Below are 26,991 nucleotides of genomic sequence, written 5' to 3' on the forward strand. Positions count from 1 at the left end.
ATTGCTGGTTAATCTCTGGCAACGCCCATGGTCCAGGACTCTCCATGCCCGATCCGTTTCTTGAGGCCCGCGCCTTTCTGGCCGGGCTCGACCCTGACTGGGCCCGCCACGTCGAGGCGGTCGGCCCGTGCCTGCACCAGGCCAAGCCGGCCCGCGAGCCCTGCGAGGCGCTGGTGCGGGCGATTGCCTATCAGCAACTGCACGCTCGCGCCGGCGATGCGATTCTCGGGCGCTTCCTGGGGTTGTATGGGCAAACCTTCCCCTCCCCCGAGCAGATCCTCGCCACCGATTTCGAGCCATTGCGCGCCTGTGGCTTTTCCGCCGGCAAGATCGCCACCCTCCGCGGCATCGCCGAGGCGACCCTGAGCGGTGTGGTGCCGGATTACCACGCGGCCCGGGCCATGGACGACGAGGCGCTGATCGAGCGCCTGACCCGCCTGCGCGGCATCGGTCGCTGGACCGTGGAGATGCTGCTGATCTACAGCCTGGAACGCCTGGACATCCTGCCCGCCGACGATTTCGGCGTGCGCGAAGGCTACCGGCGCCTGAAGGGCCTGGAACAGCAGCCGACCCGCAAGCAGATGATCGAAATCGGCCTGTCCTGGCGCCCGCACCGCACGGTGGCGGCCTGGTATCTGTGGCGGGTGCCGGGGCGTTGACAGGTGTGTTCATCGCGCAGGTACAGCGGATGCCAACACTTGTAGCCGCTGCCGAGCCCGCGAGGCTGCGATCGGGGCGCAGCCCCGTAAGCCTGGCGATACAGTTGGCGTTGGCCTGGCGACCGCTACGCGGTCGATCGCAGCCTCGCAGGCTCGGCAGCGGCTACAGGAGGGACGGATGCAGGAGGGACGGATGAACGCCGAAAAAAGCTGGCGGTTGCTCGATGCCCAGGGCAATACCTTTCTCAGCGAACAACCGGGCACCCTCGGCGGCCACCGTGGCAGTCGGATCTACGGGCGGCTGGATTGCCCGGCCGCCCTGCGCGCCATCGCCCGCGGCGGGTATGTCCGCCAGCGGGTGTTCTTTGCCGACGAGGCCAGCGCCCGCAGCGCCGGTTATCGGCCCTGCGCCCGCTGCCTGGCGCCAGCCTACGCCGCCTGGCGCGCGCTCACAGCCCCGACTTGAGGCGGCTGAAGGCGCGGATCAACGCACGGTTGAAGGCCTTGCCGTTGTCGTTCTTGCTGTACAGCGAGGCCCGCACCTCGGGGGTCGGATAGGTGCCTGGGTCGTTGCGGATCGCCGGATCGACCAGGGCATCTGCGGCGCTGATGGCGTTGGCGTAATGGATGGTGTCGGTGATCGGCGCGATCACCTGCGGGGTCATCAGGTAATCCATCAACGCCAGCCCGGCCTCGGGGTGCGGTGCGTCCCTGGGAATGACCATGGCGTCGAACCAGATCAGCGTGCCCTCCCTGGGGATGCGATAGCGCAAGGTGAAGGGCTTGTGCGCCGCCTCGGCCTGCCCGGCGGCGATCGCCACGTTGCCGTTCCACGACATGGCCACGCAGGTGTTGCCGTTGGCCAGGTCGCTGATGTTCAGGTCGTTGTCGAAGTAGCGGATATAGGGCCGGATCTTCGCCAGTTGCTGCTCGGCGAGTTTCAGCTCGTCGAGGTTCTGCCGGTTGATGTCCAGGCCCAGGTACTTCATCACCGCGGCGAACACCTCGTTGGGATCGTTGAGCAGGCTGACCCCGCAGTCGGCGAATTTCGCCACCACCGCCGGATCGAACAGCATCGCCCAGCTGTCCCGCGGCGCATCGGCCAGGCGCTGGCTGACCGCCTGCTCCTGATACCCCACACCGGTGGTGCCCCAGGCATAGATCCCGGCATAACGGTTGCCCGGGTCGAACACCGCCATGTGCTGGCGGAACTCCTCGCCGACCCCGGCCAGGTGCGGCAGGCGCTGCTTGTCCAGGGGCTGGAGCGCGCCGCTGGCGATGGCCCGGGACAGGTGCTGGCCGGCGGTCAGCACCAGGTCGTAGCCGCTGCGCCCGGTCAGCAGCTTGGTCTCCACGGTTTCCAGGGAATCGAAGTGATCGACCACCACGCGGATGCCGGTCTGGCGCTCGAAGTTGTCCAGGGTGTCCGGGGCCAGGTACTCGCCCCAGATATACAGATTGACCGTGGGTTCGGCCTCGTCGGCCGCCTGGGCGCACAACGGCGCCAGCACCAGCAGCAACGCGCCGCCCAGCCTGTGCAGGTTCATGTTCAGCCCTCTTCGCCGGCGCGCCGGGGAGCCGCGTATTGCGGCATGGTGATGCAGGCGACGTTGCCGCCGCCGAGGAGGATTTCCCGCGAATTGTCGATGCCGACGATGCGGTGCCGGGGGAAGAGTTCGGCCAGGGTGGCCAACGCTGTTTTGTCGTTACGGTCGCCGAACAGCGGCACCACGATCGCGCTGTTGCCGGCGTAGTAGTTGATGTACGAGGCACAGATCCGCGTGCCGGCCTGGCGCGCATGGGTGCTGTCCAGCTGGTCCAGGCCTTCGGCTTCGGCGGCGGTCCATTCCAGCACGTCGGGCTGCGGCAGCTTGTGCACCACCAGCTCGCGGCCACGGCTGTCGCGGGTGCTGCGCAGGATGTCGTAGGCCTCCTGGTAGATTTCCCACTGCGGGTCGTCGCGGTTGTCGGTCCATTGCAGCACCACTTCGCCGGGGCGCACGAAGCACGCCAGATCGTCGACATGGCCGTCGGTCTCGTCGAACTTGCAGCCCCGCGGCAGCCAGATCACCTGTTCCGCGCCCAGGTAGTCGGTGAGCCGTCGGGTGACCTCGGCCTTGCCCAGGTGCTGGTTGCGATTGCGGTTGAGCAGGCACTGCTCGGTGGTGAGGATGCTGCCCTGGCCATCGCTCTGGATGCCGCCCAGCTCGGCGATCAGCGGCGCGCGATAGCGGTCGAGGTTTTCGATCTCGAGGATCTTGGCGGCGATCTGGTCGTCCTTGTCCCAGGGGTAATACAGGCCGCCGTCGAGGCCGCCATAGGCGTTGAACTCGAAGTCGACGCCGCGCACTTCGCCACTCTGGTCGTTGACCACGAAGCACGGCCCGCTGTCGCGGAACCAGGTGTCGTTGCAGGTCATTTCCACCACCCGCACCTGCGGCGGCAACAGCCGGCGGGCATTGGCGAACTGGGCGGCGGAAGCACAGACGGTGACCGGTTCGCTCTGGGCAATCGCCGTGACGATCCGCACCCAGACCTTCTGCGCCGGCTTGGCGCCGTTGCGCCAGACATCGGTACGCTCCGGCCAGCCAAGCCAGCAACCGGCCTTGGCTTCGAATTCGCCGGGCAGGCGGAAACCATCGTGTTTGGGAGTGGTGTCGAGCAATCGGGCCATGGGGGCAAACCTCGTCGGTGCTGGGGAATGGCCACCAAACTAGCGCCGCACCGGGTCAAGGCACCAACGATGAATATTGCGCAACAGTTGAATTCAACTCATCAATCGCTCAACTGATCGCTGAACCAGTCCAGCAACTGCATCAGCGCCGGGCGCTCCAGGCGCACCCGCTCGCACACCAGGGCGTACTGCCCCAGGGCGGTCATGCTGGCGGCGTTGAAAGGCCGGATCAGACGGCCATTGAGCAGGTCTTCCTGGGCCGTCAGGTTATCGCCCATGGCCACGCCCTGCCCTTGCGCCGCCGCTTCCAGCGCCAGCCCGGCATGGGCGAAATACAACTGGCGCGCCGGGCGCAAATCGCCGGCATGGCTGGTCAGCCAGGCGGTCCAGGTCTTGCCGTCCTGATCGTCGTGCAACAGGCAATGGCGGGCCAGGTCCCGCGGGCTTTTCAGGGTGCCCTGGTTGAACAGCCCGGGGCTGCACACGGGGAAGAACTGCAGGCTCGGCAACGGCCGCACGAAGTAGGCGCTGCTGTCCTGCGGGCCGCTGCCGTAGGTGATCGCCAGGTCGATGTCTTCGCCCGGCACGCTGGCGTCGATCGGCTGTTCATAGAGATGCAGGGTGATATGCGGGTAACGCGCGGAAAAGTCCGCCAGCCGGCTCATCAGCCATTTCTGCGCCAGCTCGGCGGTCACCGCCAGGCGCAGCACCGCCAGGGAAGACGGATCGCGCAGCTCGTCGCAGGCTTCGCCGATCAGCTCGAAAGCCTGCTGCAGGCTCTGCATCAGCCGCCCGGCCGCCAGGGTTGGGCGGATCTGCCGGCCCTCGCGGACGAACAACGACACCCCCAGTTGCTCTTCGAGCTGGCGGATCTGATGGCTCACCGCGCTGTCGGTGACGCACAGCTCGGCCGCCGCCCGACCAAAATGCGCATGCCGCGCCGCGCACTCGAAAGTCCGTAATGCCGCCAGGGAAGGCAGACGTCGCATATCCAAGCCCCCGAAATGAAGGCATCCATGCTGCCTGCGCTCGGGGCCGGGCGGCAAGCCTTGCCAGGCTGGCTGACGATCACGACATCGCCCTCACGGCCCTCATCGCCAGTCATCAAGCGTCGACCGGCTGCTCCTGCAGAGCCCCTGCACGCCCACGTTTCAGTTCATCCCCAGCCAGTTCGGCAACGCCAGGGAAATGAACGGCACGTAGGTCACCAGGATCAGGAACGCCAGCAGGATCATCAGCCACGGCAAGGCCGCGCGGATGGTCTGGCCGAGCGTCAGGCCGGTCACCGCCGAGGTGACGAACAGGTTCAGGCCCACCGGCGGATGCACCAGGCCGATCTCCATGTTGACCACCATGACGATCCCCAGGTGGATCGGGTCGATGCCCAGCTTCATGGCGATCGGGAAAAAGATCGGCGCCAGGATCAGCACGATGGCCGAGGGCTCCATGAAACTGCCCGCCACCAGCAGCACCACGTTGACCATCAGCAGGAAGCCGATGGGCGACAGCCCGGCGTCCATGACGAAGGTGGTGATCTGCTGCGGGATCTGCTCGGTGGTCAGCACATGGGCGAAGAGCATGGCGTTGGCGATGATGAACATCAGCATGATCGACAGCCGCCCCGACTCCACCAGCACTTTCGGGCAGTCGCGCAGGCGCATGTCCTTGTAGACGAACAGCGCGACGAAGGCCGAATACACCGCCGCCACCGCCGCCGCTTCGGTCGGGGTGAACAGGCCGCTGTAGATGCCGCCGAGGATGATCACCAGCAACAGCAGGCCCCAGAAGGCGCGGCGCGCGGTGCTCAGCCATTGGCGGAACGACACCCGCGGTTGCGCCGGCAGCCTCTTGATCCGCGCGACGATGTAGATCACCACCATCAGGATCACGCCCAGCAGCAAGCCCGGTACGACCCCGGCCATGAACAGCTTGCCGACCGAGGTTTCGGTGGCCGCCGAGTACACCACCATCACGATCGACGGCGGGATCAGGATGCCCAGGGTCCCGGCGTTGCAGATGATCCCGGCGCCGAACTCCCGTGGGTAGCCGGAACGCACCATGCCGGCCACGGCGATCGAACCCACCGCCGCCACGGTCGCCGGCGACGACCCGGACAGCGCCGCGAACAGCATGCACGCCAGCACCGCGGCAATCGCCAGGCCGCCACGGATATGGCCGACGCAGGCGTTGGCGAAATCGATCAGGCGCTGCGCCACCCCGCCGGTGGTCATGAAGGCCCCGGACAGCAGGAAGAACGGGATCGCCAGCAAGGTATAGGCCTCGGAGGTTTCGAACAGCTTGATCGCCAGGGAGCTCAGGGAGTCCGGGCTGAACAGCAGGATCGACGTGGCGCCGGCCAGGCCCAGGGAAATGGCGATCGGCACGCCGAGGAACATGAACACGAACAGCATCAGAAACAGGCAGAGAATGGCCATCAGTGCTGATCCTCGTGGTGACTGGCAAGCTTGCTGGCCTCGGCCGCCTCATCGGCCAGGCCCAGGTTGATCTGCCCGCGCATGAGGATGCGCCACATGATTTCCAGGTAGCGGATCAGCACCAGGGCAAAACCGAAGGGCACGATCATCGCGATGTGCGACAGGTGGATGCCGAACTGGTCCAGGTCCTCGGCTTCGATGCCGGCCTGGATCAGCGCCATCAGCCACTTGAAGCTGGCGACCATGAACAGCCCGGCGTAGACCATGCAGCACAGGCAGGCGATCACCGCCAGCAGGCGCTGGGCCGGGCGCGAGGCCAGCTTGACCAGCGCGTCCACCCCCAGGTGGCCGGCGGTGCGCACGCCGTAGGAAATGCCGAAGAAGATCAGCCAGCCAAACAGCATCTTGGTCAGCGCCACGCTCCAGACCATCTCCTGGGCCAGCTCCATGAGGAAGTCGCCGATCCCCAGGAACAGCGTGCTGCCCCCTTCCCAGGCATCGCCGATGGCGTAGAACAGCGGGTACAGGTTGTTGAGCACCACGTAGACGAAAGTCACCAGCGTCATGGCCGCCAGCAGGAAGGCGATGAACGCCTCTTCAAAATGTTCCCAGAACCGCCTCAGCCTGTGCATTGAGGTTCTCCGCGAAAGTGCCAGTTGAGTGCAGCCCGATAGCGGCTGCCGATGGGCCGCTGCGAGCGCAGCGGCCGGGATGCAGGTGGTTATGGCGCCTGGTTGGCGGCTTCGGCGGCCTGGATCAGGTCGGCGCCGATGTCGCCCTCGAACTTCTTCCACACCGGGCGCATGGCTTCGCGCCACTCGTTACGCTGCTCGGGAGTCAGGGCGACGATCTCGCTGGTCTTGGCGTCGATGATCTTCTGCCGGGACGTCTGGTTCAGGGCTTCGGCCTGCTTGTTCACTTCCACCGAGACCTCGGCCATGATTTTTTCCAGCTCGCCGCGCACATCCGCCGGCAGGCCGCTCCAGAACCTGGCGTTGGTGATCACCATGTAGTCGATCAGGCCGTGGTCGGTCTCGGTGAAGTACTTCTGCACCTCATGGACCTTCTGGCTTTCATAGTTCGACCAGGTGTTCTCGGTGCCATTGACCACGCCGGTCTGCAGGCCCTGGTAGACCTCGGCGAAGCTCATCTTGCGCGGGTTGGCGCGCACCGCCTTGAACTGTTCCTCGAGCACGCTGGAAGCCTGCACGCGGAACTTCAGGCCACGGGCGTCCTTGGGTTCCACCAGCTTCTTGTTGGCCGACAGCTGCTTGAGGCCGTTGTGCCAATAGGCCAGGCCGAGGATGCCTTTGTCCTGCATGGCAGTCAGCAGCTGCTTGCCCTCGGCGTGCTGGAAGCGGTCGACGGCGGCGAGGTTATCGAACAGAAATGGCAGGTCGTAGATCTGCACCTTCTTGGTGTACTGCTCGAACTTGGCCAGGGACGGCGCGAGCAACTGCACATCGCCCAGCAGCAACGCCTCCATTTCCTTGCCGTCGCCGAACAACGAGGAGTTCGGATACACCTCGACCTTGACCCGGCCCGGCAGGCGCTCCTCGGCCAGCTTCTTGAGCAGCAGGGCGCCCTGGCCCTTGGGGGTGTTTTCCGCCACCACGTGGGCGAACTTGATCACGATGGGGTCGGCGGCCTGCGCAAGACCGGCGCCCAGCAATGCGGCGGCACAGAACAACGCCCGGGAGAGCTTGAACATGGACTTCACCTTCTTATTGTTGTGGTTGATCGCAGAGTGCCTAAGGGCACGCGTATTGAGAATTTTGAATTTTTGATACCTGCGTTCGCCTGGGCCGAACGCCGCGCGCTACCGGCGATAGGCGCCTGAAGTTCCATCCCCCTACGATGGAATCAGCCGCAACCGAGCCTGTTGCAGATTCCTCCTAAATCCCTGCCCCGCCCTTCCCGGTACGGTTTTCAGCGACCCTTTCGCTTGAACCAGGACCCGCCATGGCCAGCAACGGACCCGGGCCAATGCCCAACCTTCTACGGCCCGCCAATCCCAACCAAAGCCCCGCTGAACGAGCCGCAGAGACCGAACAACCCAGCTACGGCGAACAGCTCTGGGCGCAGTACGAGAAATATGCCAAGGAACCCATCCCACCGCCGGCCAAAGCCCAGGTAGCGCTGCGCATCGGCGTGTTTTTCGACGGGACCGGCAACAACGCTGGCAACTCGGCGATGGGTGAGATTTGCGGGGCCCAGCATGCCATCGAGCCCAAAGACATCGATGCCAGTTGCAAGCCGTATATGAGCGATCCGCAGAGTAGTTATGGGAATGATGTGAGCAATGTTAAGCGGTTGAGTGACTTGTACTATTCCAACCGGAAAGTAGAGGGTGAGGAACTGCAAAAGCGCGCCTATCGCTCAATCTATATTGATGGCATCGGCACACAGGCCGGTGAAAAAGACAGCCTGCTCACCTCGGGTACAGGGCGTGGCGACACAGGAATCTCAGGGTGCGTGCAGAAAGCATTTCGTGCGATCAAGGAACGTATCCGTGAAGCCCACGAAGATAATCCCGAAAGCGAAATCACTTCTCTGACCTTCGATGCCTTCGGCTTTAGCCGAGGTGCGGCGGCGGCCCGACATTTCGCCAATGAAGTGGTGCGCTGGCTCGGACCACTCGAGCTAATTCTCCACGACTACTCCAGTGCCTTCAGCCCTCGCTTCAACCGACAGTACGGCCACGACGTAGACATGGGCTTTATTGGTCTGTTCGATACGGTGCCGTCGGTTGCCGGGCTGGACAATCTGGGCAACGTGCGCAGCGCCATTGCCCCAGGTATCAAGCTGCACCTCGACCGCCGCTACTTTCGCTCGGTGGTGCAACTGGTCGCGCGCGACGAGTACCGGGCCAACTTTGCCCTGAGCCGGGTCAGTCCCGACCATGTGGAAATCACCCTGCCTGGCGCCCATTCGGATATCGGCGGCGGTTATCTGGATGATGCTCAGGAATGTGTACTGATCAGTCCGATGCAGGCGCTGGAGGTGCCGATCACTACCGATGTGATCCACACCTCGATTTACCGGGAGGCGGTCCAGACGAGAAAACGCTGGCTGGCCGAGAGCTGGCCTGCACAATGGCTGGAAATCGTCACGCCGGAGCCGATGCTGCTGCCCCAGGATCTCCAGGACCGCCTCGCCCCCCGCAGAAAACGGGTGTATGCCGGCCTGCAGCTCAAGCGCTCTATAAGCAACAGGTTATCGAGGGCGTATCTACGCGTCATGTATGAACTGGCCAAGCAGAATGGCGTGCGCTTCAAGGTCATCGACGAACAGGATCCGGACTACGCCATCCCGCAAGAGCTTCAAGCCCTTTGTGACAGATTTGTCGCCGGTGATTACAGTACGACGCCAGCCGAGGAGACCCTGCTCAAGCTGCGTTATATCCATCTCTCGGCCCACTGGAATCACCCGTTAGGCAAACAACACGGCGGCAGCCTTAAAGTCGTCTATATCAACGCCCCCACGGTAGATGCCGTGCGTGTGCAACATCCTCACGTACCTGACTGGACGCTTTGGTAATGAGAGTATTCATCGCCCTGCTGGGCACACTTCTGTTAATTGGTTGCCACGCTGATCCGCTTTCCGGAAAACACGACCCCAAAGATCCTTGGTGGGAGCTTGGCTTTATCGAGCCGTTCTACATGGAGGTCTGGGTCGAAGACAGCGCTGTTGAAGATATCAACGGCAAGCTATTCCGTCGTACTGGTGGCGGCTCCGCTGCGGGCGGTGATATGGGTTACGACAAAGAGTGGGCCAGAGGATGGAGTGGTGGAGTTGGAGGCAACGGTAAATCGGTAGTTGGCGCAGACCTACCCAAACGCATTTTCGTGCGCTGGCAATCGGTCGTGGAACCCAAAACTTATCGAGCCTGGGTAGATATCCCGGAAGAAGCCCGGAAAATCATGACCACCTCGACGAATCGACGCTGCCCGGAAACTCCGCACCAGACTGCCCGCTATATGGCATCGGTCTATCTGGGCCTCGCTCCTGGCGGCATCGTACAAGTCTGGGTCAGGGACGAATGCCATCACCCGGTCAAAGTCGCCCGCGCCCAGGGTGAAATCGAGCCACTGGGCCCACACCTGGGCAAATCCAACGGCCACTATTACCCCCTGTCCGAAAACTCCAAGCGCTACATAGAGCGATACGGCATTCCCTATGGCAGTTGGTAACGCGCTCCTGCGCGATTGCAGTATTCAGGGACTCAGCGCCAACAGGCGCTGGGCCCGCAGCAGCACTGGCGCGTCGACCATCTGGCCGTCGATCTGGTAGGCGCCGGCGCCGTGGCTGCCGGCGTCCACCACCCGTTGCGCCCAGGCCAGGTCTTCGGCGCTGGGGGCCAGGGCCTGGTGGATCACCGGCACCTGTTTCGGGTGGATGCACAAGGCGCCGGCAAAACCCATTTCATAGGCGTGGCGAATGGACTGGCGCAAACCCTCGGGGTCATCGATCGCCGGGTGCACACCATCCAATGGCGGCACCAGGCCGGCGGCGCGCGAATGCAGGATCAGCGCCAGCCGCGCCTGGTCGAGGGCAAACTGCGCTGCCGCCGAACCGCTGCACAGGTTGAGGTCCAGCGCCAGGTCCAGGCCGCCGAAGGACAGGCGCTGCACCGCAGGAGCCCGGGCGATTTCCGCCAAAGCCAAGAGCCCGCGCGCGCTTTCGATGATCGGCCAGATCTGCTTGCCGGTGGCCGCCACGGTCGCCACCTGGGCGGCGCTTTCGACCTTGGGCAGCAGGATGCCGACCACCCCGGCCTGGGCTTTGCAGAACGCCAGGTCGGCGGCATGTTCGGCATGTTCCGGGGCATTGACCCGCACCCACAGCCGCGCCTGGGGCTGGCTGTTGAGGAACTGGCCGAGGTTGTCCCGGGCCTGGCGCTTGAGCGGCTCTTCCACGGCGTCCTCGAAATCGACGATCACCGCATCGGCGCCGCTGGCCAGGGCCTTGCCGAAACGCTCGGGACGACTGCCCGGGACGAACAAGGCAGAGCGGACAATAGGGTTGGACATGTTGAATTCCTTGTAAGTGATGTGGGGTCCGTGGACCGTGCTGTCTCCCCCTCCTTGTACGTGGGGAGTAGAAAAGCCGGGACTTCAGATCACGCCATTGGCCTGCAGCTGCTCGATGGCATCGCTGGACAGCCCCAGTTCGGCGAGGATCGCGCCGTTGTGCTGGCCCAGCCCGGGGACGCCGTCCATGCGCGGCTCGAACGCGGCATTGCGCGCCGGCGGCAGCAGCGACGGCAGCTTGCCGGCCGGGCTGTCGACCTCGCGCCAGCCGTCGCGGGCCTTGAGCTGCGGGTGCTGCCACACGCCCTGCATGTCGTTGACCCGGGCGCTGGCGATCTGTGCCTGCTCCAGCCGCTCGATCACCGCCTCCACCGTCAGCCGGGCGAAGCTGTCGACGATGATCTGCCGCAGCGCCTGGCGATTGGCCGAGCGCTTGAAGTTGGCCGAGAAGCGTTCGTCGCCGGCCAGCCCGGGCATCAGCAGCACCTTGTCGCAAAACGCCGCCCACTCGCGCTCGTTCTGCAGGCCGAGCATCACCGTGCCGCCATCCCCCGCCGGGAACGGCCCGTAGGGGTAGATGGTCGAGTGCGCCGCGCCGGCCCGGGGCGGTGGCGGCGCGCCGTCGAAGGCGTAGTACATCGGGTAGCCCATCCACTCCACCAGGCTTTCCAGCATGCTCACGTCGATGCGGCTGCCCTGCCCGGTCCTGCCGCGCAGCAACAGCGCCGAGAGGATGCCGCTGTAGGCGTACATGCCGGCGGCGATGTCGGCGATCGAGCAGCCGGCCTTGGCCAGTTGCTCCTCGCCCGGGCCGCCGGTCACCGACAGGAACCCGCCCTCGCTCTGGATCAGCAGGTCATAGGCCTTTTTCTTCTCATAGGGGCCGCCCTCGCCATAACCGGAAATGTCGCAGACGATCAGCCGCGGAAAGCGTTCATGCAGCGCCTCGAACGACAGGCCCATGCGCGCCGCCGCGCCCGGGGCGAGGTTCTGCACCAGCACGTCGGCCTGGGCCAGCAGGCGTTCAAGAATGTCGCCGGCGGCGTCCTGTTTGAGGTCCAGGGTCAGGCTTTCCTTGGAACGGTTGGTCCAGACGAAATGCGAGGCCAGGCCGCGCACGCGCTCGTCGTAGCCACGGGCAAAATCGCCGCTGCCGGGGCGCTCGACCTTGATCACCCGGGCGCCCAGGTCGGCCAGTTGGCGGGTGCAGAACGGCGCGGCGATGGCGTGTTCCAGGCTGACCACGGTGATGCCGTCCAGCGGCCGGGGTTGTGCGGTATTGAGTGTCATAAGGCGTCCTCGGGGCGGGCTCAAAGCAATTCGTTCAGTCGCGCGGTGTCGCGCAGGTTCCACACCTGGCGGATCAGGGCCGCGCCCTGCTCCGGGGTGCGGGCGCCGGAGAAGCGCAGCAGGCGCTGGAACTTGTCCGCCAGCTCGGCCCGCGACAGGCCGTTGCCCGGGTCGCCCTTGGGCTCGTCGATGGCACCGTGCAGGGTGCGACCATCGTCGGTGCCGACCACTACACGGCCCAGCCAACGCTGCGGATAGGCGCGGTCCACCTCGGGGTCGAGGACCATCGACACCTTGTCGCGAAACGCCGCCACCGCCGGGTCGTTCAGCGCCAGCTCCTGGAACTCCGGCAGCCCGGCCTTGCCATGCACGGCGATCAGGCCGAGCACGGTGCCCATGGAGAACTTGGCCTGGTGCACGGTCTGCGGCACGCTCACCCGCCCCAGCACATCGATGGCGCCCTGGTGCACGCGGGTTTCCACGCTGACGATCCGCTCATGGCTGAGGCCTTCGCGCTGCATCAGCGCCAGCAAGGCATCGGCGGCCGGATGGGTATGGCGGCAGGAGGCGTGGAACTTGAACGAGGTCTCCAACAAGGCCCAGCGACTGCCCAGACGGTCGGACAGGCGCGCCGGCTCGGCATCCCAGGACATGCCCGCGGCCATGCCCTGCTCGCCTTCGAGAATATTGCGCGCGCCGGTCAGCCCGTCGCGGGTCAGGTAGGCGGCGAGCAGCCCGTCGGCCGCGGCCTTGGCCGTGTGCAGCTGCTTGGAGTCCGCGGCGTCGCGCAGAAACTCCCAGAGGCCGGCGGCCTGGGTCCCGGCGCTACCCAGCAGGTTGATGAACTGCGCCTGGTCGAAGCCCATCAGCTTGCCCACCGCCACGGCGGCAGCGAGGGTGCCGACGGTGGCCGTGGTGTGGAAGATCCGGTAATGGGAGCGGCCCATGAACTCGCCAATGCGAATCCCCGCCTCGTAGCCGGCCACCGCCGCCAGCAGCAGCTCCTGGCCGGACTTGCCCAGGTCCTGGGCCGCCGCCAACGCGGCCGGGAACACCACGGTGGCCGGGTGCAATACCGAGCTGTTGTGCAGGTCGTCCTGCTCCACCAGGTGGGAAGACGCGGCGTTCACCAGGGCGGCGAAATAGGCCGAGCTGCCGCGGCCGTTGACCAGGATCCGCGCCGGGCCATCGGCCGGGCCCATCTGCTGGGCGTAACGCTCGAACAACGGGATCGGATGCGCGCCCTGGCTGGCCAGGGCCGAGCCGAGCCAGTCGAGGAACAACTCTTCGGTGCGCGCCAGCACGCTGTCGGGCAACTGCGGGTAACTCAGGCCGGCAAGGAACCCGGCCAAGGCTTGGGTATGGCTCATGCTCGGCTCCTCAGAAGCTGCGCGGCAGTTCGAGCAGGTGCTCGGCCACATAGGACAGGATCAGGTTGGTGGAGATCGGCGCCACCTGGTACAGGCGGGTCTCGCGGAACTTGCGCTCGACGTCGTATTCGCAGGCGAAGCCGAAACCGCCATGGGTCTGCAGGCAGGCGTTGGCCGCCTCCCACGAGGCCTTGGCCGCCAGGTACTTGGCCATGTTGGCGCTGGCCCCGGCGTTGCCGCCGCTGTCGTATTCCTCGCAGGCGCGCCAGCGCATCAGGTCGGCGGCCTCGATCTCGACATGGGCTTCGGCGATGGGGAACTGCACGCCCTGGTTCTGCCCGATGGGCCGGCCGAACACCACGCGGTCGCGGGCGTACTGGCTGGCCTTTTCGATAAACCAGCGGCCGTCGCCGATGCACTCGGCGGCAATCAGCGTGCGCTCGGCGTTAAGGCCGTCGAGGATGTACTTGAAGCCCTTGCCCTCCTCGCCGATCAGGCTGTCGGCGGGGATTTCCAGGTTGTCGAAGAACAGCTCGTTGGTCTCGTGGTTGACCATGTTGGCGATCGGCTGCACGGTCAGGCCGTGGCCGATGGCCTCGCGCAGGTCGACCAGGAAAATCGACATGCCTTCGGATTTCTTCTTGACCTCGGCCAGCGGCGTGGTGCGCGCCAGCAGGATCATCAGGTCGGAATGCTGGATCCGCGAGATCCACACCTTCTGCCCGTTGATCACGTACTTGTCGCCACGCTTGATCGCGGTGGTCTTGATCTTGGTGGTGTCGGTGCCGGTGGTGGGCTCGGTGACGCCCATCGATTGCAGGCGCAGTTCGCCGCTGGCGAGCTTGGGCAGGTAGAAACGCTTCTGCGCTTCGCTGCCGTGCCGCAGCAGGGTGAACATGTTGTACATCTGCCCGTGCACGGTGCCGGAGTTGCCGCCGCAGCGGTTCACCTCTTCCAGGATCACCGAGGCTTCGGCCAGGCCCAGGCCCGAGCCGCCGTATTCGGCCGGGATCATCGCCGCCAGCCAGCCGGCGTCGGTCAGGGCCTTGACGAAGCGTTCCGGGAAACCTTTTTCTTCATCGATCTTGCGCCAGTAGGCGGCATCGAATTCGGCGCACAGGGCGCGCACGCCTTCACGGATGGCATTCAATTCTTCGTTGCTGTTGGGGTTCATCGAACGGCTCTCCGCCTGTGGTTATTGTGCTGGGATGGGGTCATTCCGGAATGGCGTCGAACAGCACTTCGCCGCGCTGGGCCAGGCCGGCTTCGTTGCCGGCCCAGAGCTCGGCGACGCCGGGGCGGACGATGCGCCCGCCGACCTCGAACGGCTGCGGCGCAATCAAGGGCCGCAGGCCGCGATAAGAGAAACGCCGCAGCCGGGCCTCGGGATGGGCGCGACAGAAGGCGCGCAGGCTGAGGGTGGCGATCAATGGGCCGTGGACCACCAGCCCCGGATAACCTTCGGTCGCGGTGACGTAGGGAAAGTCGTAGTGGATGCGATGGCCGTTGAAGGTCACGGCGCTGTAGCGAAACAGCAGGGTCGGGCTGGGCTCGACGGGTTCGCGCCAGTCACCCTGGATCAGCGGCTCGCCGCTGCCCTGCTTGGGCGGGGTCGGTTCGCGGTAGACGATGTCCTGTTCCTCGCGAATCGCCAGGCGACCGTCCTGGGAATACTCATGGCGCACAGTAACGAACAGCAGCGCGCCGGTGCGCCCGGTCTTTTCCTCGACCTGGCTGATGGTCGACACGCATTGCGCTTCGAACCCGGCGCGCAGCGGCTCGAAGAACTCCAGCCGGCCACCGGCCCACATGCGGTTGCGATTGGCCGCCGGCGGCAGGAAGCCGCCACGGGCCGGATGGCCGTCGCCACCCAGGGCGCTTTCGGCCAGCGGCTCCTGGAAAAAGCACCATTGCCACAGCGGCGGCAAGGCCTCGCCAGGGGCCGGCACGGGTTCGCCAAAGGTCGCGGCGATGCGCTTGAGCAGGTTGTCGCTGAGCAGGTCTCGGGCTTGCTGGCTACGGCCAGTCCAGGCGCTGGGGTCGGTCACGCTCATCGGGTCGGGTCCTGTGGCAGTGGTGGTGCGCCCGATCATGCAAGCCGCTGTGCGTTCTGAGAATTTGCATTTCAATAAACCGGCGTTCGGTTATGCTGAACGCCGCTTTGCCCCCTCTTCACTCCAGGAGCCCGCCCATGCATTTCGACCTGGCCGACCTGCGCCTGTTTATCCATATCGCCGAATCGCCGAGCCTGACCCAGGGCGCCAAGCGCGCCTTTCTTTCGCCGGCGGCGGCCAGCGCGCGGATCAAGGCCCTGGAAAGCCAGCTCGAGACCCGCCTGCTGTACCGCGACAGCCGCGGTGTCGAAGTCACTCCGGCCGGCGAGCGGCTGTTGCAGCATGCGCGGCTGATCATGCGCCAGGTGGATTACCTGAAAAGCGAGTTCACCCAGTACGGCGGCGATTCCACCGGGCATATGCGCATCTTCGCCAACACCACGGCGGTGACCGAATTCCTCCCGGAGATCCTCGCCGGCTTTCTGTCGAAACGCCCGGGGGTCACGGTGGACCTGCAGGAGCGCCTGTCCCGCGACATCGTGCGTGGCGTGCTCGACGGCACCGCCGACATGGGCATCATCGCCGGCCCGGTGGAGGCCAGCGGCCTGCAGGTCCTGCACTTCAGCACCGACCACCTGGTGCTGATCCTGCCGGTCGACCACCCGCTGGCGACGCAGCCGGCGGTGACCCTGGAGCAGACCCTGGCCTACCAGCACATCGGCCTGCACGAAGGCAGCACCTTGCTGAGTTTTTTGCGCGAACACGTGGAGCGCACCGGCAAGCAGTTGTCGCTGCGGATCCAGGTATCGAGCTTCGAAGCGATCTGCCGCATGGTCGAGGCCGGTGTGGGCATCGGCATCATTCCCGAATCGGCCGCGATCCGGCACAGCCACACCATGCAGCTGGTGACGGTGAAACTCGACGAGGCCTGGGCGGTGCGCGAGCGCAGCATCATCGTCCGTGAGCTGGAGGCCCTGCCCGGCACCGTGCGGGCGCTGATCGCCACCCTGATGCCCGAGGCCTGATCGCTCGGGGCCAATCTACCCCCTGGCGCAAAACCCTCTGCGACACCGCCGCCCGTTGACCTGAATCAAGGGCCCGGCGCCTGACAGGTGTGAATGTTCAGGCAATCCTCTGCACCTTCACGGAGACTTGCCCATGACCAGCACCGCCCTCCACACGCCTGCCCTGGCCGCCTTCGCCCAGTACAAAGGCGAACACTGGATAGACGCCCTCAACGGCGGCAGCCCGGTGCTGATCCGCCCGTTGCGCGCCGAAGACCGCGAGCGGGAAAAGGCCTTTATCGAGAACCTCTCGCCGACCACCCGGCACCACCGCTTCCTCGGTGAAGTGAAGGAAGTCGGCGAGGCCCTGCTCAGCCAGTTGATGGACGTCGATGGCTGCGAGCGCGTGGCTTACGTGGCCCTGGTCCACGACAACGGCTCGCTGCGGGAAATCGGCATCAGCCGCTACGCCACCATCGGCGCCGACGCGGACACCTGCGAGTTCGCCGTCACCGTGGCCGACGAATGGCAGCACCAGGGCCTGGACGCCTTGCTGATGCGCCATCTGGTCGACCGGGCCAAGGACCAGGGCTTCAAGCAGATGTACTCCCTGGATTGCCCGGCCAATCACCGCATGCGCGAACTGGCCGCGACCCTGGGTTTCCACCGCGCCATCGATCCGGACGACGCGACCCAGGTCCGCTACCACCTGGCGCTGTAGGCCGGCCTCAGCCCGCCGCCCCGCCACACTGCGCGCAAAACCGCGCGCCGGCGCCCAGCGTGCTGCCGCACTGGCGGCACGCGGCGGGCTGCAGCGAGGTCCCGCACTGCTGGCAAAAACGCGGCTAGGCTGACGGTCATAGCCCATGGATCGCCGGAGGTCGTCATGCAACTCGAAGGTTCCTGCCATTGCGGCGCTGTCCACTTCAGCCTGAACAGCGCCCACCCCTACCCTTATCAGCGCTGCTACTGCTCGATCTGCCGCAAGACCCAGGGCGGCGGTGGGTATGCGATCAACCTCGGCGGCGATGCCGCCAGCCTGAAAGTCCGCGGCCGCCAGCACATCTCGATCTACCACGCGCTGCTCAGGGAACCCGGCAAACGCGCCCGGCGCAGCAGCGCCGAACGGCATTTCTGCAGCCGCTGCGGCTCCGGTTTGTGGCTGTTCAGCCCAGAGTGGCCGGAACTGATCCATCCCTTTGCCTCGGCCATCGACACGCCGTTGCCGATACCACCGGAACACACCCACCTGATGCTCGACTCCCGGGCGCCCTGGGTGGAAATCGACTGGCATCCCCACGACCTGCAATTCGCCCACTACCCCGAGGAGTCCATCGCCCAGTGGCATGAGCGCCTGGACCTGCAACGCTAAGCGCCGGGCATTCACAGTCTTTGACAGTTTTGCGACAAAGCTGCCAAAGATTGCCCGCGCCCGCGTCCCTAGCATGAGCGCATCCATTTCCCCACGGGTGCGCCATGTACGGTCGGTTTTCCACGCTTCTCATGGGTGTGCTGCTCGGCGGCCTCAGTTGCCAGGGCACGCCGCCCCCGACGCCCAGCGTCGAACCGCCGCCTGAAATCGCCACGCCACCCGAGACCGCCCTCCGCGCCAAGCCAGCCCCTGTCGCCCCGGCGCGCAAGGTCGCCCAGCGCCCGCGCGATGGCCTGGGCAGTTCCTATTCCAAAGCCAACGACCACTCCCACACCCTGCTGAGTTTCTAGCCGCGATGAAGACCTCGATCCGTCCGAAAACCTTGTGCCTGTCCCTTGCTACGCTGCCTCTGGCTTCGCTGTGCCTGCTGACATCCAGCGGCCCGCTCTACGCCGCGGACTGGCAATACCAACTACAAGCCGGCGTGGCCAGCCTGCCGCGCTACAGCGGCAGCGACGAACGCACAGTCGCGCCGATCCTGGGCGGCGCAATCGTCAGCCCCTACGGGGTGTTTCTCAACACCGAACAGGGCCTTGGCTGGGGCAACGAATGGGGCGACCTGGCGTTCAGCACCTGGGTCGGCCCCAGCGCGGCACGCAAGGACCGCAAGAGTGGCTACAAGGGTTCGGACCATCTCGCCGGCATGGGCTCGATCAAGTCCCGCGCGCAGTTTGGCGCTCACCTGGGCTACACCCTGGGCACCGTGGAGCTCGGGGCCACGCTGCAGCACGCGCTGAAGAAGAATGATGATCACGACACCGGCTCGGCCTACAACCACCTGCAACTGAGCATCGGCAGCATGCTGTATGAGGGCCGGTACGGGCGCCTCGAGGGCAGTCTCAACAGCCAGTTCGGCGACGGCGACTACCTGCGCACCTGGTATGGCGTCAGCAGCGCCCAGGCCGACAGGACCCGCTTCGGCGCCTATCGGCCCAAGGGCGGTTTTCTCAGCCGGGGCGGCGACCTGACCTGGACAGTGCCGGTCAGTGAACAGATGAACGTATCGACGGTGCTGGCGCTGCAGTACCTGGGCCGGGAGGCGGCGGACAGCCCGATTGTCGAGCGGCGGCTGCAGACGTCACTGGCCACCACCCTGGAGTACAGCTTTTAAGCGGTGTTGGCCGTTCTGACGTTATCGCGCGCAAGCTGCCTGGGCTATTCGAGCTGCGCCCAGGTCATGCGAAACGACGCGCCGCCCCATTGCGAATCCGTCACCTCGACCTGGCCGCCGTGGGACTGCGACACCCGCCGCACCAGCGCCAGGCCAAGGCCGAAACCGCCGGTGCGGCGGTCGCGGCTGGCGTCGAGCCGGGAGAACGGCTCGAAGATCTTTGCCCGCCCTGCCACCGGCACGCCCGGGCCGTCGTCGTTGACCTGGACCTCATAGCCCTGCCCGAGCTGCACCAGGGACACCTCGACGCGCCGTTCGGCGTAGCGAATGGCATTGCGCAGCAGGTTGATCACCGCCCGAGCCATGAACCGCGGTTCGATGCTGATGTACTCGACCTCACAGGCCCGGATCGCCATCTGCACCCCCGCCGCTTCCGCCTCCAGGGCGACACTGCCGACCACGCTGTCGAGCCAGTTGCGGGCCTGGATGGTCTCGCGGTTGATCACCGTGGCGCCGTGTTCCAGGCTGGCGTAGGTCAGCAGTTCGGAGACCATTTCCTCCAGCTCGCCGAGGTCGGCGTACATGTCGGCGATCAGCTCGCGGTTCTGCTGCGGGTCGGACTGCTTGAGCTGGTCGAGCTCGAACGACAAGCGGGCGATGGGCGTGCGCAACTCATGGGACACCGCGTTGGTCAGCTCGCGCTGATTGGCGATCAGGCCTTCGATGCGGCTGGCCATCTGGTTGAAGTGCTGCGCCAGGTCGCGCACGCTGGAGCGCCGCGACAAGCGGATGCGCGAGCCCAGGTCGTTATTGCCGAAACGCTGGGCGGCCAGGCGAATCAGTTCCAGATCGCGCCAATGCGGGCGCACCCAGAAATACAGGACCAACGCCAGGCTGGCCCCGAGGAAGGCATAGGCCCAGATGTACAGCCACTTGGGTTCTTCCGGCAGGCGGATGCTCAGCAACTGCGGGCCGCCGTCGAGGTTGGCGATGAACTCGCTGAAGTCGCCGCGCACCACCAGCTTGTTCTCGGCCAGCAGCTGGCGTTCGCGTTCGGACAGGTCCAGCCCATCCGCCTGCAACAGCCTCAGGCGCATGCCGTAGTGTTGTTGCAGCTCGGCCAGCCGCTGCTCGCGCGCCGCCCCCGTGACCGGCGACAGTTGGTTGACCAGGCTGTATCCCGGCCCGCGCATGGCCTCGCGGTTGTAGGTTTCGTTGGCGTCCGGCAACAGCTCGGAAAAGGTGTAGTTGACCGCCCAGATGGCCCCCGCCAGCCCCAGGGCCAGGATGATGTACAGACGCAGAAACAGCCGCAGCATCTAGAGCTCCCACGCGAACGGATTGAACAGATAGCCCTTGCCCCAGATGGTCTTGATGCACACCGGCTCGCGAGGGTTGTCCTGGAGTTTGCCGCGCAGTTTGCTGATGTAGACATCGACGCTGCGATTGAGACCGTCGAAGGCGATGCCGCGCATGCGGTTGAGGATGTCGTCGCGGGAGAGGATCTTGCCCGCCGAGCTGGCCAGCAGCCACAGCAGCTCGAACTCCATGGTGGTCAGCTCGATCAGCTCGCCGGCCAGGCGCACTTCCCGGCAACTGCGGTCGAGGGTCAGGCTGCCGAACTCCAGCGCGCCGCGCACCGTCGGCTCCGGCACCTGGCGCCGTTGCAGGGCGCGCAGGCGGGCCAGCAGCACCGGCGGCTTGATCGGTTTGATCACGTAGTCGTCGGCGCCGGACTCAAGACCGAGGATATGGTCCAGGTCGTCTTCCTTGGCGGTGAGAATGACGATGGGCGTGTCCGCCACGTTGCGGATCTCCCGGCACACGTGCAGGCCGCTCTGGCCCGGCAGCATCAGGTCGAGGACGACGATTTTCGGCTTGAACTCGAGAAAGGCCGCCAGCGCCACATCGCCACGATGTACCGTCAGGACCTCGAAACCGTGTTGGGACAGGAAGTGCGCGATCAGCCCGGCGAGCTTCTCGTCATCTTCCACCAGCAATACTTTGCCAAGACCCGGGTTATCCATAAATACCAGTCTGAGTGCACACAATTGGGGCGCGCATTATAGGCGGCATCGGATAAATCTGAGACCAGGGCAGACAGCAAAAACCGGCCCAGATGGCCGGTTTTCAATGATGTTTCATGCTTTTAAGAATTTTTTACAATTTGCCCGTAGTTTTGAACCGACTTGGGCCGTTCTACAGAGTAGGCACGCCGCTGTGGAAGCGGAACTCCACGTCCGGCGACTCGATCAGCTCGCGCTCGGCGGCGCGCACCTTCTCGATCACCTGGGCGATGTCCTTGGCGTCGCCGTACTGATAGGCCAGCTTCAGGTAACCCTGGAAGTGCCGGGCCTCGCTTTTCAGCAGGCCGAAGTAGAACTTGCCCAGCTCTTCGTCCAGGTGCGGCACCAGCGCCTCGAAACGCTCGCAGCTGCGGGCCTCGATAAAGGCGCCGACCACCAGGGTGTCCACCAGCTTCACCGGTTCGTGGCTGCGCACCACCTTGCGCAGGCCCGAGGCATAACGCCCGGCCGACAGCTGGCGCAGTTCGATCTTGCGCCGCTTCATCAGGCGCATGACCTGTTCGTGGTGCACCAGCTCTTCCCGGGCCAGGCGCGACATCATGTTGATCAGGTCGACATGGGAGTGGTACTTGGCGATCAGGCTCAGGGCCGTGCTGGCCGCCTTGAACTCGCAGTTCTTGTGGTCGATCAGCAGGGTTTCCTGATCCGCCAGGGCCGCCCGGACCCAGGCATCCGGCGTGCGGCAGCCGAGGAACTCATGAATTTCTGGCAGGTTCATGGTCGTTCGTCCTTCAGGGCAGCCTTCAAGGGAATGATCGCGCAAGGCAGGACGGTGGCGACTTCAGGGATCGATAACATGGGGCTCACGGCATAAGGGTTCACGGCGAAGGGCGCCGATTATACCGGCCGCGCCACAGACCACCAGCCGCGGCGCTTGATGTGCGTCAACAGCCACGGCGACGCGCAGCAACTATAGTTGTGCAACATAGCCTTCATCCCTCTCTGGAGATCCCGACCATGCAAGCCATCCGCAGCATCCTGGTGGTCATCGAGCCCGAGCATTCCGAAAGCCTCGCACTCAAGCGCGCCAAGCTGATCGCCGGGGTGACCCAGGCCCATCTGCACCTGCTGGTGTGCGACAAGAAGCACGAGCATTCGGCGCTGTTGAGCGTGCTCAAGAGCAGCCTGCTGAGCGAGGGCTACAGCGTGACCACCGAGCAGGCCTGGAACGACAGCCTGCACAACACCATCATCGACGTGCAGCAGGCCGAAGGCTGTGGCCTGGTGATCAAGCAACACTTTGCCGACAACCCGCTGAAAAAGGCCTTGCTCACCCCCGCCGACTGGAAACTGCTGCGCTACTGCCCAAGCCCGGTGCTGCTGGTGAAAACCGTCAAGCCCTGGGCCGGCGGCGTGATCCTGGCGGCCATCGACGTCGGCAACACCGACGGCGAGCACCGCACCCTGCATGCCAGCATCATCGACCATGGTTTCGACATCGCCAGCCTGGCCAAGGCGCAGTTGCATGTGATCAGCGCCCATCCGTCGCCGATGCTGTCGGCGTCCGACCCGGTGTTCCAGCTCAAGGAAACCATCGAGGCGCGCTACCGCGAGCAGTGCAAGGCGTTCCAGGCCGAATTCGACATCGACGATACCCACCTGCATATAGAGGAAGGCCCGGCGGACGTGCTGATCCCGCACACCGCCCATGAGCTGCAGGCGGCGCTGACCATCATCGGCACCGTGGCGCGCACCGGGATTTCCGGGGCGCTGATCGGCAACACCGCGGAAGTGGTGCTCGATGCCCTGGAAAGCGACGTGCTGGTGCTCAAGCCGGAGGACATCATGGAGCACCTGGAAGAGCTGGCCGGCAAGCATTGAGGGATGGGTAAGAGAGCGCTATCGCGGGCGATCCGACTGGCCCGCGATGCTTTTAGCGGTCAGGCGCCAAAGGCGTCCTTGAGGAACCCCGGGGCGATATAACGCTGGTAGTGGGCTTCCGACAGGAGGAAAAACTCCCGATCGATGGCATCGCGCAATTCCGGCAGTTCCCAGTCGCGAAACTCCGGCAGCAACACCATCCCATAGGCTTCCAGCTGGTTGATCACCCGCGCCCCGCGAGCGATCAACTGATAGGCCCAGCAATATTCCGACTGGTGCGGCACGAAGCGGATCTTGCGCTGCTCCAGTTGCTCGCGCAGCCGCTGGGGGTCGAAGACTTCCAGCTTGGCCACCATCACCTGCACCAGCAATTGCTCGAGACGCAGCCACACCGCGTGCTTTTCTTCCTCGTTGTAGCCGTTCCAGTGGATCACTTCATGGTGGAAACGCTTGCAGCCACGGCACACCAGGTCACCGTAGACAGTGGAGCAGAGGCCGACGCAGGGGGTCTTGATGGTCTGATTGGGCATAAGTAGGCAATTGGCGGAAAAAGCGAAACAGGCCCGCATGTTAGCCCTTTGTCTAACATTGATCACCCCTCAAACTTCGAGGCATCAGGGTCTATTGGACTTTGGTGGCGGCCGCGACGGATGCCCGCTTGGTGCAGGGCAAGGCGCGAGGAACGCAGTTTGGTTGTTCCAAATAAGTTCCGAGCAACGCAGCCCTGCACCAAGCGGGCCCCGTCCCTTCGGGTTGCGTGCCAACGTGCGCGAGGCTGCGTTGCGGGATTTGCCAAGGGAACAACCATTGGCGGCATCCCGCGCCTTGCCTCGCACACGTTGGCCCAGCAACGCGGCTCGCCACCAAAGTCCAATAGACCCTGTCTTACCTTTAAATTTTTTTTGCCGTAGAATCAGCCAGCCTTTTTAGGCGCCAATGTCCGTTAGAAGCTGTTTTCAAAGCGTCACGAGCACAGTCGTTCCTTCAGAGCGGTGTTGGCGATGGGTCTTTCCAGCGGGGAAAGCCCAGCGCCAACCCTCATCAGCTCCCGTTCTGCAGGCGTAAAACTTTGAAAGCAGCTTCTGTAAGGAATTGCCGGTAATTCTGGCTAAGCGACCCATAACGTCACGCAGCGCATGAGTACGGCAATTTCGGGATGAGCGTCCCGGACACCCATTTGGGACCACTGATGAGGGTAATACTGTGCTTGAAGCCTACCGCAAACATATCGAAGAGCGTGCAGCCCTGGGTATCGTTCCCCAGCCGCTAAACGCCGAACAAACTGCAGGCCTGGTCGAGCTGCTGAAGAATCCCCCCGCTGGCGAAGAAGCCTTCCTCGTTGACCTGATCACCAATCGCGTTCCGCCAGGAGTCGACGAAGCCGCCTATGTGAAGGCCGGTTTCCTCTCCGCGCTGGCCAAAGGCGAAGCCAAATCCCCTCTGCTGGACAAGAAGCGCGCCGTTGAACTGCTGGGCACCATGCAGGGCGGCTACAACATCGTGACCCTGGTCGAGCTGCTGGACGACGCCGAGCTGGCGCCGGTCGCGGCCGCACAGCTCAAGCACACCCTGCTGATGTTCGATGCCTTCCACGACGTCGCGGAAAAAGCCAAGAACGGCAACGCTCACGCCCAGGGCGTACTGCAATCCTGGGCCGACGGCGAGTGGTTCAAGAACCGCCCGGTACTGGCCGACAAGATCAGCCTGCGCGTGTTCAAGGTGACGGGCGAAACCAACACCGACGACCTGTCCCCTGCCCCGGATGCCTGGTCCCGTCCCGACATCCCGCTGCACGCCCTGGCCATGCTGAAAATGGCCCGTGACGGCATCGTTCCGGACGAGCAAGGCAAGACCGGCCCGATGAAGCAGATCGAGGAAATGCGCGGCCAAGGCTTCCCGATCGCCTACGTCGGCGACGTGGTCGGTACCGGTTCGTCGCGTAAATCGGCGACCAACTCCGTGCTGTGGTTCTTCGGCGACGACGTTCCTTACGTACCGAACAAGCGCGCAGGCGGCTTCTGCTTCGGCAGCAAGATCGCACCGATCTTCTACAACACCATGGAAGACGCCGGCGCCCTGCCGATCGAATTCGACGTGTCGAAGATGAACATGGGCGACGTGATCGACCTGTACCCGCACGCCGGTAAAGTCACCAAGCACAACAGCGACGAAGTCCTGGCCACCTTCGAAATGAAGACCCCGGTCCTGCTCGACGAAGTCCGTGCCGGCGGTCGTATCCCGTTGATCATCGGCCGCGGCCTGACCGAGAAGGCCCGCACCGAACTGGGCCTGCCACCTTCGGACCTGTTCAAGAAGCCGGAAGCGCCGGCCGAAAGCACCAAGGGCTTCACCCTGGCGCAGAAAATGGTCGGCAAGGCGTGCGGCGTGAAAGGCGTGCGTCCAGGCACCTACTGCGAACCGAAGATGACCACCGTCGGCTCCCAGGACACCACTGGCCCGATGACCCGTGACGAACTGAAGGACCTGGCTTGCCTGGGCTTCTCCACCGATCTGGTGATGCAGTCGTTCTGCCACACCGCGGCCTATCCGAAGCCGATTGACGTCACCACCCACCACACCCTGCCTGACTTCATCATGACCCGTGGCGGCGTGTCCCTGCGTCCGGGCGACGGCATCATCCACAGCTGGCTGAACCGCATGCTGCTGCCGGACACCGTCGGCACCGGTGGCGACTCCCACACCCGCTTCCCGATCGGCATCTCGTTCCCGGCCGGTTCCGGCCTGGTGGCCTTCGCCGCCGCCACTGGCGTCATGCCGCTGGACATGCCGGAATCGATCCTGGTCCGTTTCAAGGGCAAGCTGCAGCCTGGCGTCACCCTGCGTGACCTGGTCCATGCCATCCCTTACTACGCGATCCAGAAAGGCCTGCTGACCGTCGAGAAGAAAGGCAAGAAGAACGCCTTCTCCGGCCGCATCCTGGAGATCGAAGGTCTGGAAACCCTGACCGTCGAGCAAGCCTTCGAACTGTCCGACGCCTCGGCCGAACGTTCGGCTGCCGGTTGCACCATCAAGCTGTCCAAAGAGTCGATCGCCGAATACCTGCAGTCGAACATCACCCTGCTGCGCTGGATGATCGGCGAAGGCTACGGCGATGCCCGTACCCTGGAGCGTCGCGCCCAGGCGATGGAAGCCTGGCTGGCCAACCCTGAGCTGCTGGAAGCCGACAAGGACGCCGAGTACGCCGAAGTCATCGAGATCGATCTGGCCGACGTCAAGGAGCCTGTGCTCTGCGCGCCGAACGACCCGGACGACGCTCGCCTGCTCTCCAGCGTCGCTGGCGAGAAGATCGACGAAGTGTTCATCGGTTCCTGCATGACCAACATCGGTCACTTCCGCGCTGCCGGTAAGCTGCTGGATCAGGTCAAGGGCCAGCTGCCAACCCGTCTGTGGCTGTCGCCGCCGACCAAGATGGACGCTCACCAGCTGACCGAGGAAGGCTACTACGGCATCTACGGCAAGGCTGGCGCGCGCATGGAAATGCCGGGCTGCTCGCTGTGCATGGGTAACCAGGCCCGCGTCGAGCCGAACTCCACCGTGGTTTCGACTTCGACCCGTAACTTCCCGAACCGTCTGGGCGACGGCGCGAACGTCTACCTGGCTTCGGCCGAGCTGGCGTCCGTCGCGTCCATCCTGGGTCGCCTGCCGACCGTCGAGGAGTACATGGAATACGCCGGCAAGATCGACAGCATGGCAGCGGACGTGTACCGCTACCTGAGCTTCGACCAGATCGCCGAGTTCCGTGAGGCTGCCGCGAACGCCAAGATTCCGGTGGTTCAAGCCTAAGGCTGCAAGGCAATGAAGAACGCCGCGTATCCCACGACGATACGCGGCGTTTTTTTTATCCCGGCGATCCGCTCGCTAGTCGCTCTGGCGGCAGAACGCCAGGCGTCTTTACCTACCAGATCTGGTAGTTGTTAGCCCTCCCCCGCCCTTGCTAAAAATCACGCCACTGCCAACGGCGCCCGACGCTCGCCCGAATGTCGAACGCTGCCTGCTTGCC

26 protein-coding genes and 1 pseudogene are annotated in these 26,991 nt (G+C 64.8%); 11 read left to right on the forward strand and 16 right to left on the reverse strand.

Features of this window, described 5'->3' with window-relative positions:
* The first annotated feature begins 44 nt into the window (after positions 1 to 44).
* Positions 45 to 659 carry a DNA-3-methyladenine glycosylase gene (locus tag CRO75_RS12515; RefSeq protein WP_097135656.1) on the forward strand — a complete coding sequence of 205 codons (615 nt, stop codon included), beginning with the start codon at positions 45 to 47 and terminating at the stop codon, positions 657 to 659.
* Between the two features lie 193 nt (positions 660 to 852).
* A complete protein-coding gene (locus CRO75_RS12520) occupies positions 853 to 1,125 on the forward strand; it encodes an Ada metal-binding domain-containing protein (RefSeq protein WP_097135658.1) in 273 nt (90 codons plus the stop codon).
* Here CRO75_RS12520 and CRO75_RS12525 read toward each other — a convergent pair.
* The 6 genes from CRO75_RS12525 to dctP form a co-directional block, all read right to left on the reverse strand.
* Positions 1,109 to 2,206, reverse strand: a complete 1,098-nt coding sequence (locus CRO75_RS12525; RefSeq protein WP_097135660.1) for an extracellular solute-binding protein — start codon at positions 2,204 to 2,206, stop codon at positions 1,109 to 1,111. The genes CRO75_RS12520 and CRO75_RS12525 overlap by 17 nt on opposite strands.
* Before the next feature lie 2 nt (positions 2,207 to 2,208).
* Positions 2,209 to 3,333 carry an agmatine deiminase gene (aguA, locus tag CRO75_RS12530; protein ID WP_097135662.1) on the reverse strand — a complete coding sequence of 375 codons (1,125 nt, stop codon included), beginning with the start codon at positions 3,331 to 3,333 and terminating at the stop codon, positions 2,209 to 2,211.
* 101 nt (positions 3,334 to 3,434) lie between these two features.
* Positions 3,435 to 4,322, reverse strand: a complete 888-nt coding sequence (locus tag CRO75_RS12535; protein WP_087087845.1) for a LysR substrate-binding domain-containing protein — start codon at positions 4,320 to 4,322, stop codon at positions 3,435 to 3,437.
* 162 nt (positions 4,323 to 4,484) lie between these two features.
* Positions 4,485 to 5,768, reverse strand: a complete 1,284-nt coding sequence (dctM, locus tag CRO75_RS12540) for a C4-dicarboxylate TRAP transporter large permease protein DctM (RefSeq protein WP_097135665.1) — start codon at positions 5,766 to 5,768, stop codon at positions 4,485 to 4,487.
* Positions 5,768 to 6,400, reverse strand: coding sequence for a TRAP transporter small permease (locus CRO75_RS12545; protein ID WP_041986451.1), 633 nt, complete (start codon positions 6,398 to 6,400; stop codon positions 5,768 to 5,770). Before CRO75_RS12545 ends, dctM begins: the two co-directional genes overlap by 1 nt.
* Positions 6,401 to 6,489: 89 nt before the next feature.
* On the reverse strand, positions 6,490 to 7,479 hold the full coding sequence (gene dctP / locus CRO75_RS12550) for a C4-dicarboxylate TRAP substrate-binding protein DctP (protein ID WP_097135667.1): 990 nt from the start codon (positions 7,477 to 7,479) through the stop codon (positions 6,490 to 6,492).
* A gap of 251 nt (positions 7,480 to 7,730) precedes the next feature.
* Here dctP and CRO75_RS12555 point away from each other — a divergent pair, with 251 nt between their 5' ends.
* Together CRO75_RS12555 and CRO75_RS12560 are read left to right on the forward strand one after the other, a co-directional pair.
* Positions 7,731 to 9,308 (forward strand): DUF2235 domain-containing protein, encoded by a 1,578-nt coding sequence (locus CRO75_RS12555; protein WP_097135669.1) that lies wholly within the window; start codon positions 7,731 to 7,733, stop codon positions 9,306 to 9,308.
* Positions 9,308 to 9,961, forward strand: coding sequence for a DUF2931 family protein (locus CRO75_RS12560; protein WP_097135671.1), 654 nt, complete (start codon positions 9,308 to 9,310; stop codon positions 9,959 to 9,961). Before CRO75_RS12555 ends, CRO75_RS12560 begins: the two co-directional genes overlap by 1 nt.
* Before the next feature lie 24 nt (positions 9,962 to 9,985).
* Here the strand turns inward: CRO75_RS12560 and CRO75_RS12565 are convergent, their stop codons facing one another.
* The 5 genes from CRO75_RS12565 to CRO75_RS12585 all read right to left on the reverse strand — a co-directional run bounded on the left by CRO75_RS12565 (position 9,986) and on the right by CRO75_RS12585 (position 15,515).
* Positions 9,986 to 10,801, reverse strand: a complete 816-nt coding sequence (locus CRO75_RS12565; RefSeq protein WP_097135673.1) for a CoA ester lyase — start codon at positions 10,799 to 10,801, stop codon at positions 9,986 to 9,988.
* 84 nt (positions 10,802 to 10,885) lie between these two features.
* Positions 10,886 to 12,091 (reverse strand): CaiB/BaiF CoA-transferase family protein, encoded by a 1,206-nt coding sequence (locus CRO75_RS12570; protein WP_097135675.1) that lies wholly within the window; start codon positions 12,089 to 12,091, stop codon positions 10,886 to 10,888.
* Positions 12,092 to 12,111: 20 nt separating this feature from the next.
* Entirely contained in the window at positions 12,112 to 13,461 is a 1,350-nt protein-coding gene (locus tag CRO75_RS12575; protein WP_097135677.1) for an MmgE/PrpD family protein, read from the reverse strand.
* A gap of 10 nt (positions 13,462 to 13,471) precedes the next feature.
* The gene (locus tag CRO75_RS12580) at positions 13,472 to 14,635 is read right to left on the reverse strand and encodes an acyl-CoA dehydrogenase family protein (protein WP_092418321.1); all 1,164 of its coding nucleotides are present in this window, start codon (positions 14,633 to 14,635) and stop codon (positions 13,472 to 13,474) included.
* A 40-nt stretch (positions 14,636 to 14,675) separates the two neighbouring features.
* On the reverse strand, positions 14,676 to 15,515 hold the full coding sequence (locus CRO75_RS12585; protein ID WP_097135679.1) for a MaoC family dehydratase N-terminal domain-containing protein: 840 nt from the start codon (positions 15,513 to 15,515) through the stop codon (positions 14,676 to 14,678).
* Between the two features lie 137 nt (positions 15,516 to 15,652).
* Between CRO75_RS12585 and CRO75_RS12590 the strand changes: the two genes are divergently transcribed.
* Both CRO75_RS12590 and CRO75_RS12595 read left to right on the forward strand, forming a co-directional pair.
* A complete protein-coding gene (locus CRO75_RS12590) occupies positions 15,653 to 16,540 on the forward strand; it encodes a LysR family transcriptional regulator (protein ID WP_097135681.1) in 888 nt (295 codons plus the stop codon).
* 133 nt (positions 16,541 to 16,673) lie between these two features.
* Positions 16,674 to 17,240, forward strand: a complete 567-nt coding sequence (locus tag CRO75_RS12595; protein ID WP_097135683.1) for a GNAT family N-acetyltransferase — start codon at positions 16,674 to 16,676, stop codon at positions 17,238 to 17,240.
* 7 nt (positions 17,241 to 17,247) lie between these two features.
* Here CRO75_RS12595 and CRO75_RS12600 read toward each other — a convergent pair.
* Positions 17,248 to 17,349: pseudogene (locus CRO75_RS12600) on the reverse strand (zinc ribbon domain-containing protein); the annotation flags it as partial.
* Positions 17,350 to 17,405: 56 nt separating this feature from the next.
* On the opposite strand from CRO75_RS12600, the gene CRO75_RS12605 reads away from it, so the two are divergent.
* From CRO75_RS12605 to CRO75_RS12615, 3 genes are all read left to right on the forward strand, one after another.
* Positions 17,406 to 17,891 carry a GFA family protein gene (locus tag CRO75_RS12605; RefSeq protein WP_009043442.1) on the forward strand — a complete coding sequence of 162 codons (486 nt, stop codon included), beginning with the start codon at positions 17,406 to 17,408 and terminating at the stop codon, positions 17,889 to 17,891.
* Between the two features lie 104 nt (positions 17,892 to 17,995).
* Positions 17,996 to 18,241 carry a hypothetical protein gene (locus CRO75_RS12610; protein ID WP_097135685.1) on the forward strand — a complete coding sequence of 82 codons (246 nt, stop codon included), beginning with the start codon at positions 17,996 to 17,998 and terminating at the stop codon, positions 18,239 to 18,241.
* A 5-nt stretch (positions 18,242 to 18,246) separates the two neighbouring features.
* Positions 18,247 to 19,062 carry a MipA/OmpV family protein gene (locus tag CRO75_RS12615; protein WP_097135687.1) on the forward strand — a complete coding sequence of 272 codons (816 nt, stop codon included), beginning with the start codon at positions 18,247 to 18,249 and terminating at the stop codon, positions 19,060 to 19,062.
* Positions 19,063 to 19,106: 44 nt separating this feature from the next.
* Here CRO75_RS12615 and CRO75_RS12620 read toward each other — a convergent pair whose 3' ends face one another.
* The 3 genes from CRO75_RS12620 to miaE form a co-directional block, all read right to left on the reverse strand.
* Positions 19,107 to 20,381 carry an ATP-binding protein gene (locus CRO75_RS12620; RefSeq protein ID WP_097135689.1) on the reverse strand — a complete coding sequence of 425 codons (1,275 nt, stop codon included), beginning with the start codon at positions 20,379 to 20,381 and terminating at the stop codon, positions 19,107 to 19,109.
* Positions 20,382 to 21,089 (reverse strand): winged helix-turn-helix domain-containing protein, encoded by a 708-nt coding sequence (locus tag CRO75_RS12625; RefSeq protein ID WP_007923858.1) that lies wholly within the window; start codon positions 21,087 to 21,089, stop codon positions 20,382 to 20,384.
* Between the two features lie 172 nt (positions 21,090 to 21,261).
* Positions 21,262 to 21,867, reverse strand: a complete 606-nt coding sequence (gene miaE, locus CRO75_RS12630; RefSeq protein WP_062825533.1) for a tRNA isopentenyl-2-thiomethyl-A-37 hydroxylase MiaE — start codon at positions 21,865 to 21,867, stop codon at positions 21,262 to 21,264.
* A gap of 239 nt (positions 21,868 to 22,106) precedes the next feature.
* Between miaE and CRO75_RS12635 the strand changes: the two genes are divergently transcribed.
* Positions 22,107 to 22,970, forward strand: coding sequence for a universal stress protein (locus tag CRO75_RS12635; RefSeq protein WP_097135691.1), 864 nt, complete (start codon positions 22,107 to 22,109; stop codon positions 22,968 to 22,970).
* Positions 22,971 to 23,029: 59 nt separating this feature from the next.
* On the opposite strand, the gene CRO75_RS12640 is transcribed toward CRO75_RS12635, so the two are convergent.
* A complete protein-coding gene (locus CRO75_RS12640; protein ID WP_097135693.1) occupies positions 23,030 to 23,500 on the reverse strand; it encodes a DUF1289 domain-containing protein in 471 nt (156 codons plus the stop codon).
* A gap of 673 nt (positions 23,501 to 24,173) precedes the next feature.
* Here CRO75_RS12640 and acnB point away from each other — a divergent pair.
* A complete protein-coding gene (gene acnB / locus CRO75_RS12645) occupies positions 24,174 to 26,774 on the forward strand; it encodes a bifunctional aconitate hydratase 2/2-methylisocitrate dehydratase (protein ID WP_097135695.1) in 2,601 nt (866 codons plus the stop codon).
* Positions 26,775 to 26,991 lie beyond the last annotated feature (217 nt).

It is taken from the genome of Pseudomonas sp. LAMO17WK12:I10, from assembly GCF_900215185.1.
Lineage (GTDB): Bacteria > Pseudomonadota > Gammaproteobacteria > Pseudomonadales > Pseudomonadaceae > Aquipseudomonas > Aquipseudomonas chlororaphis.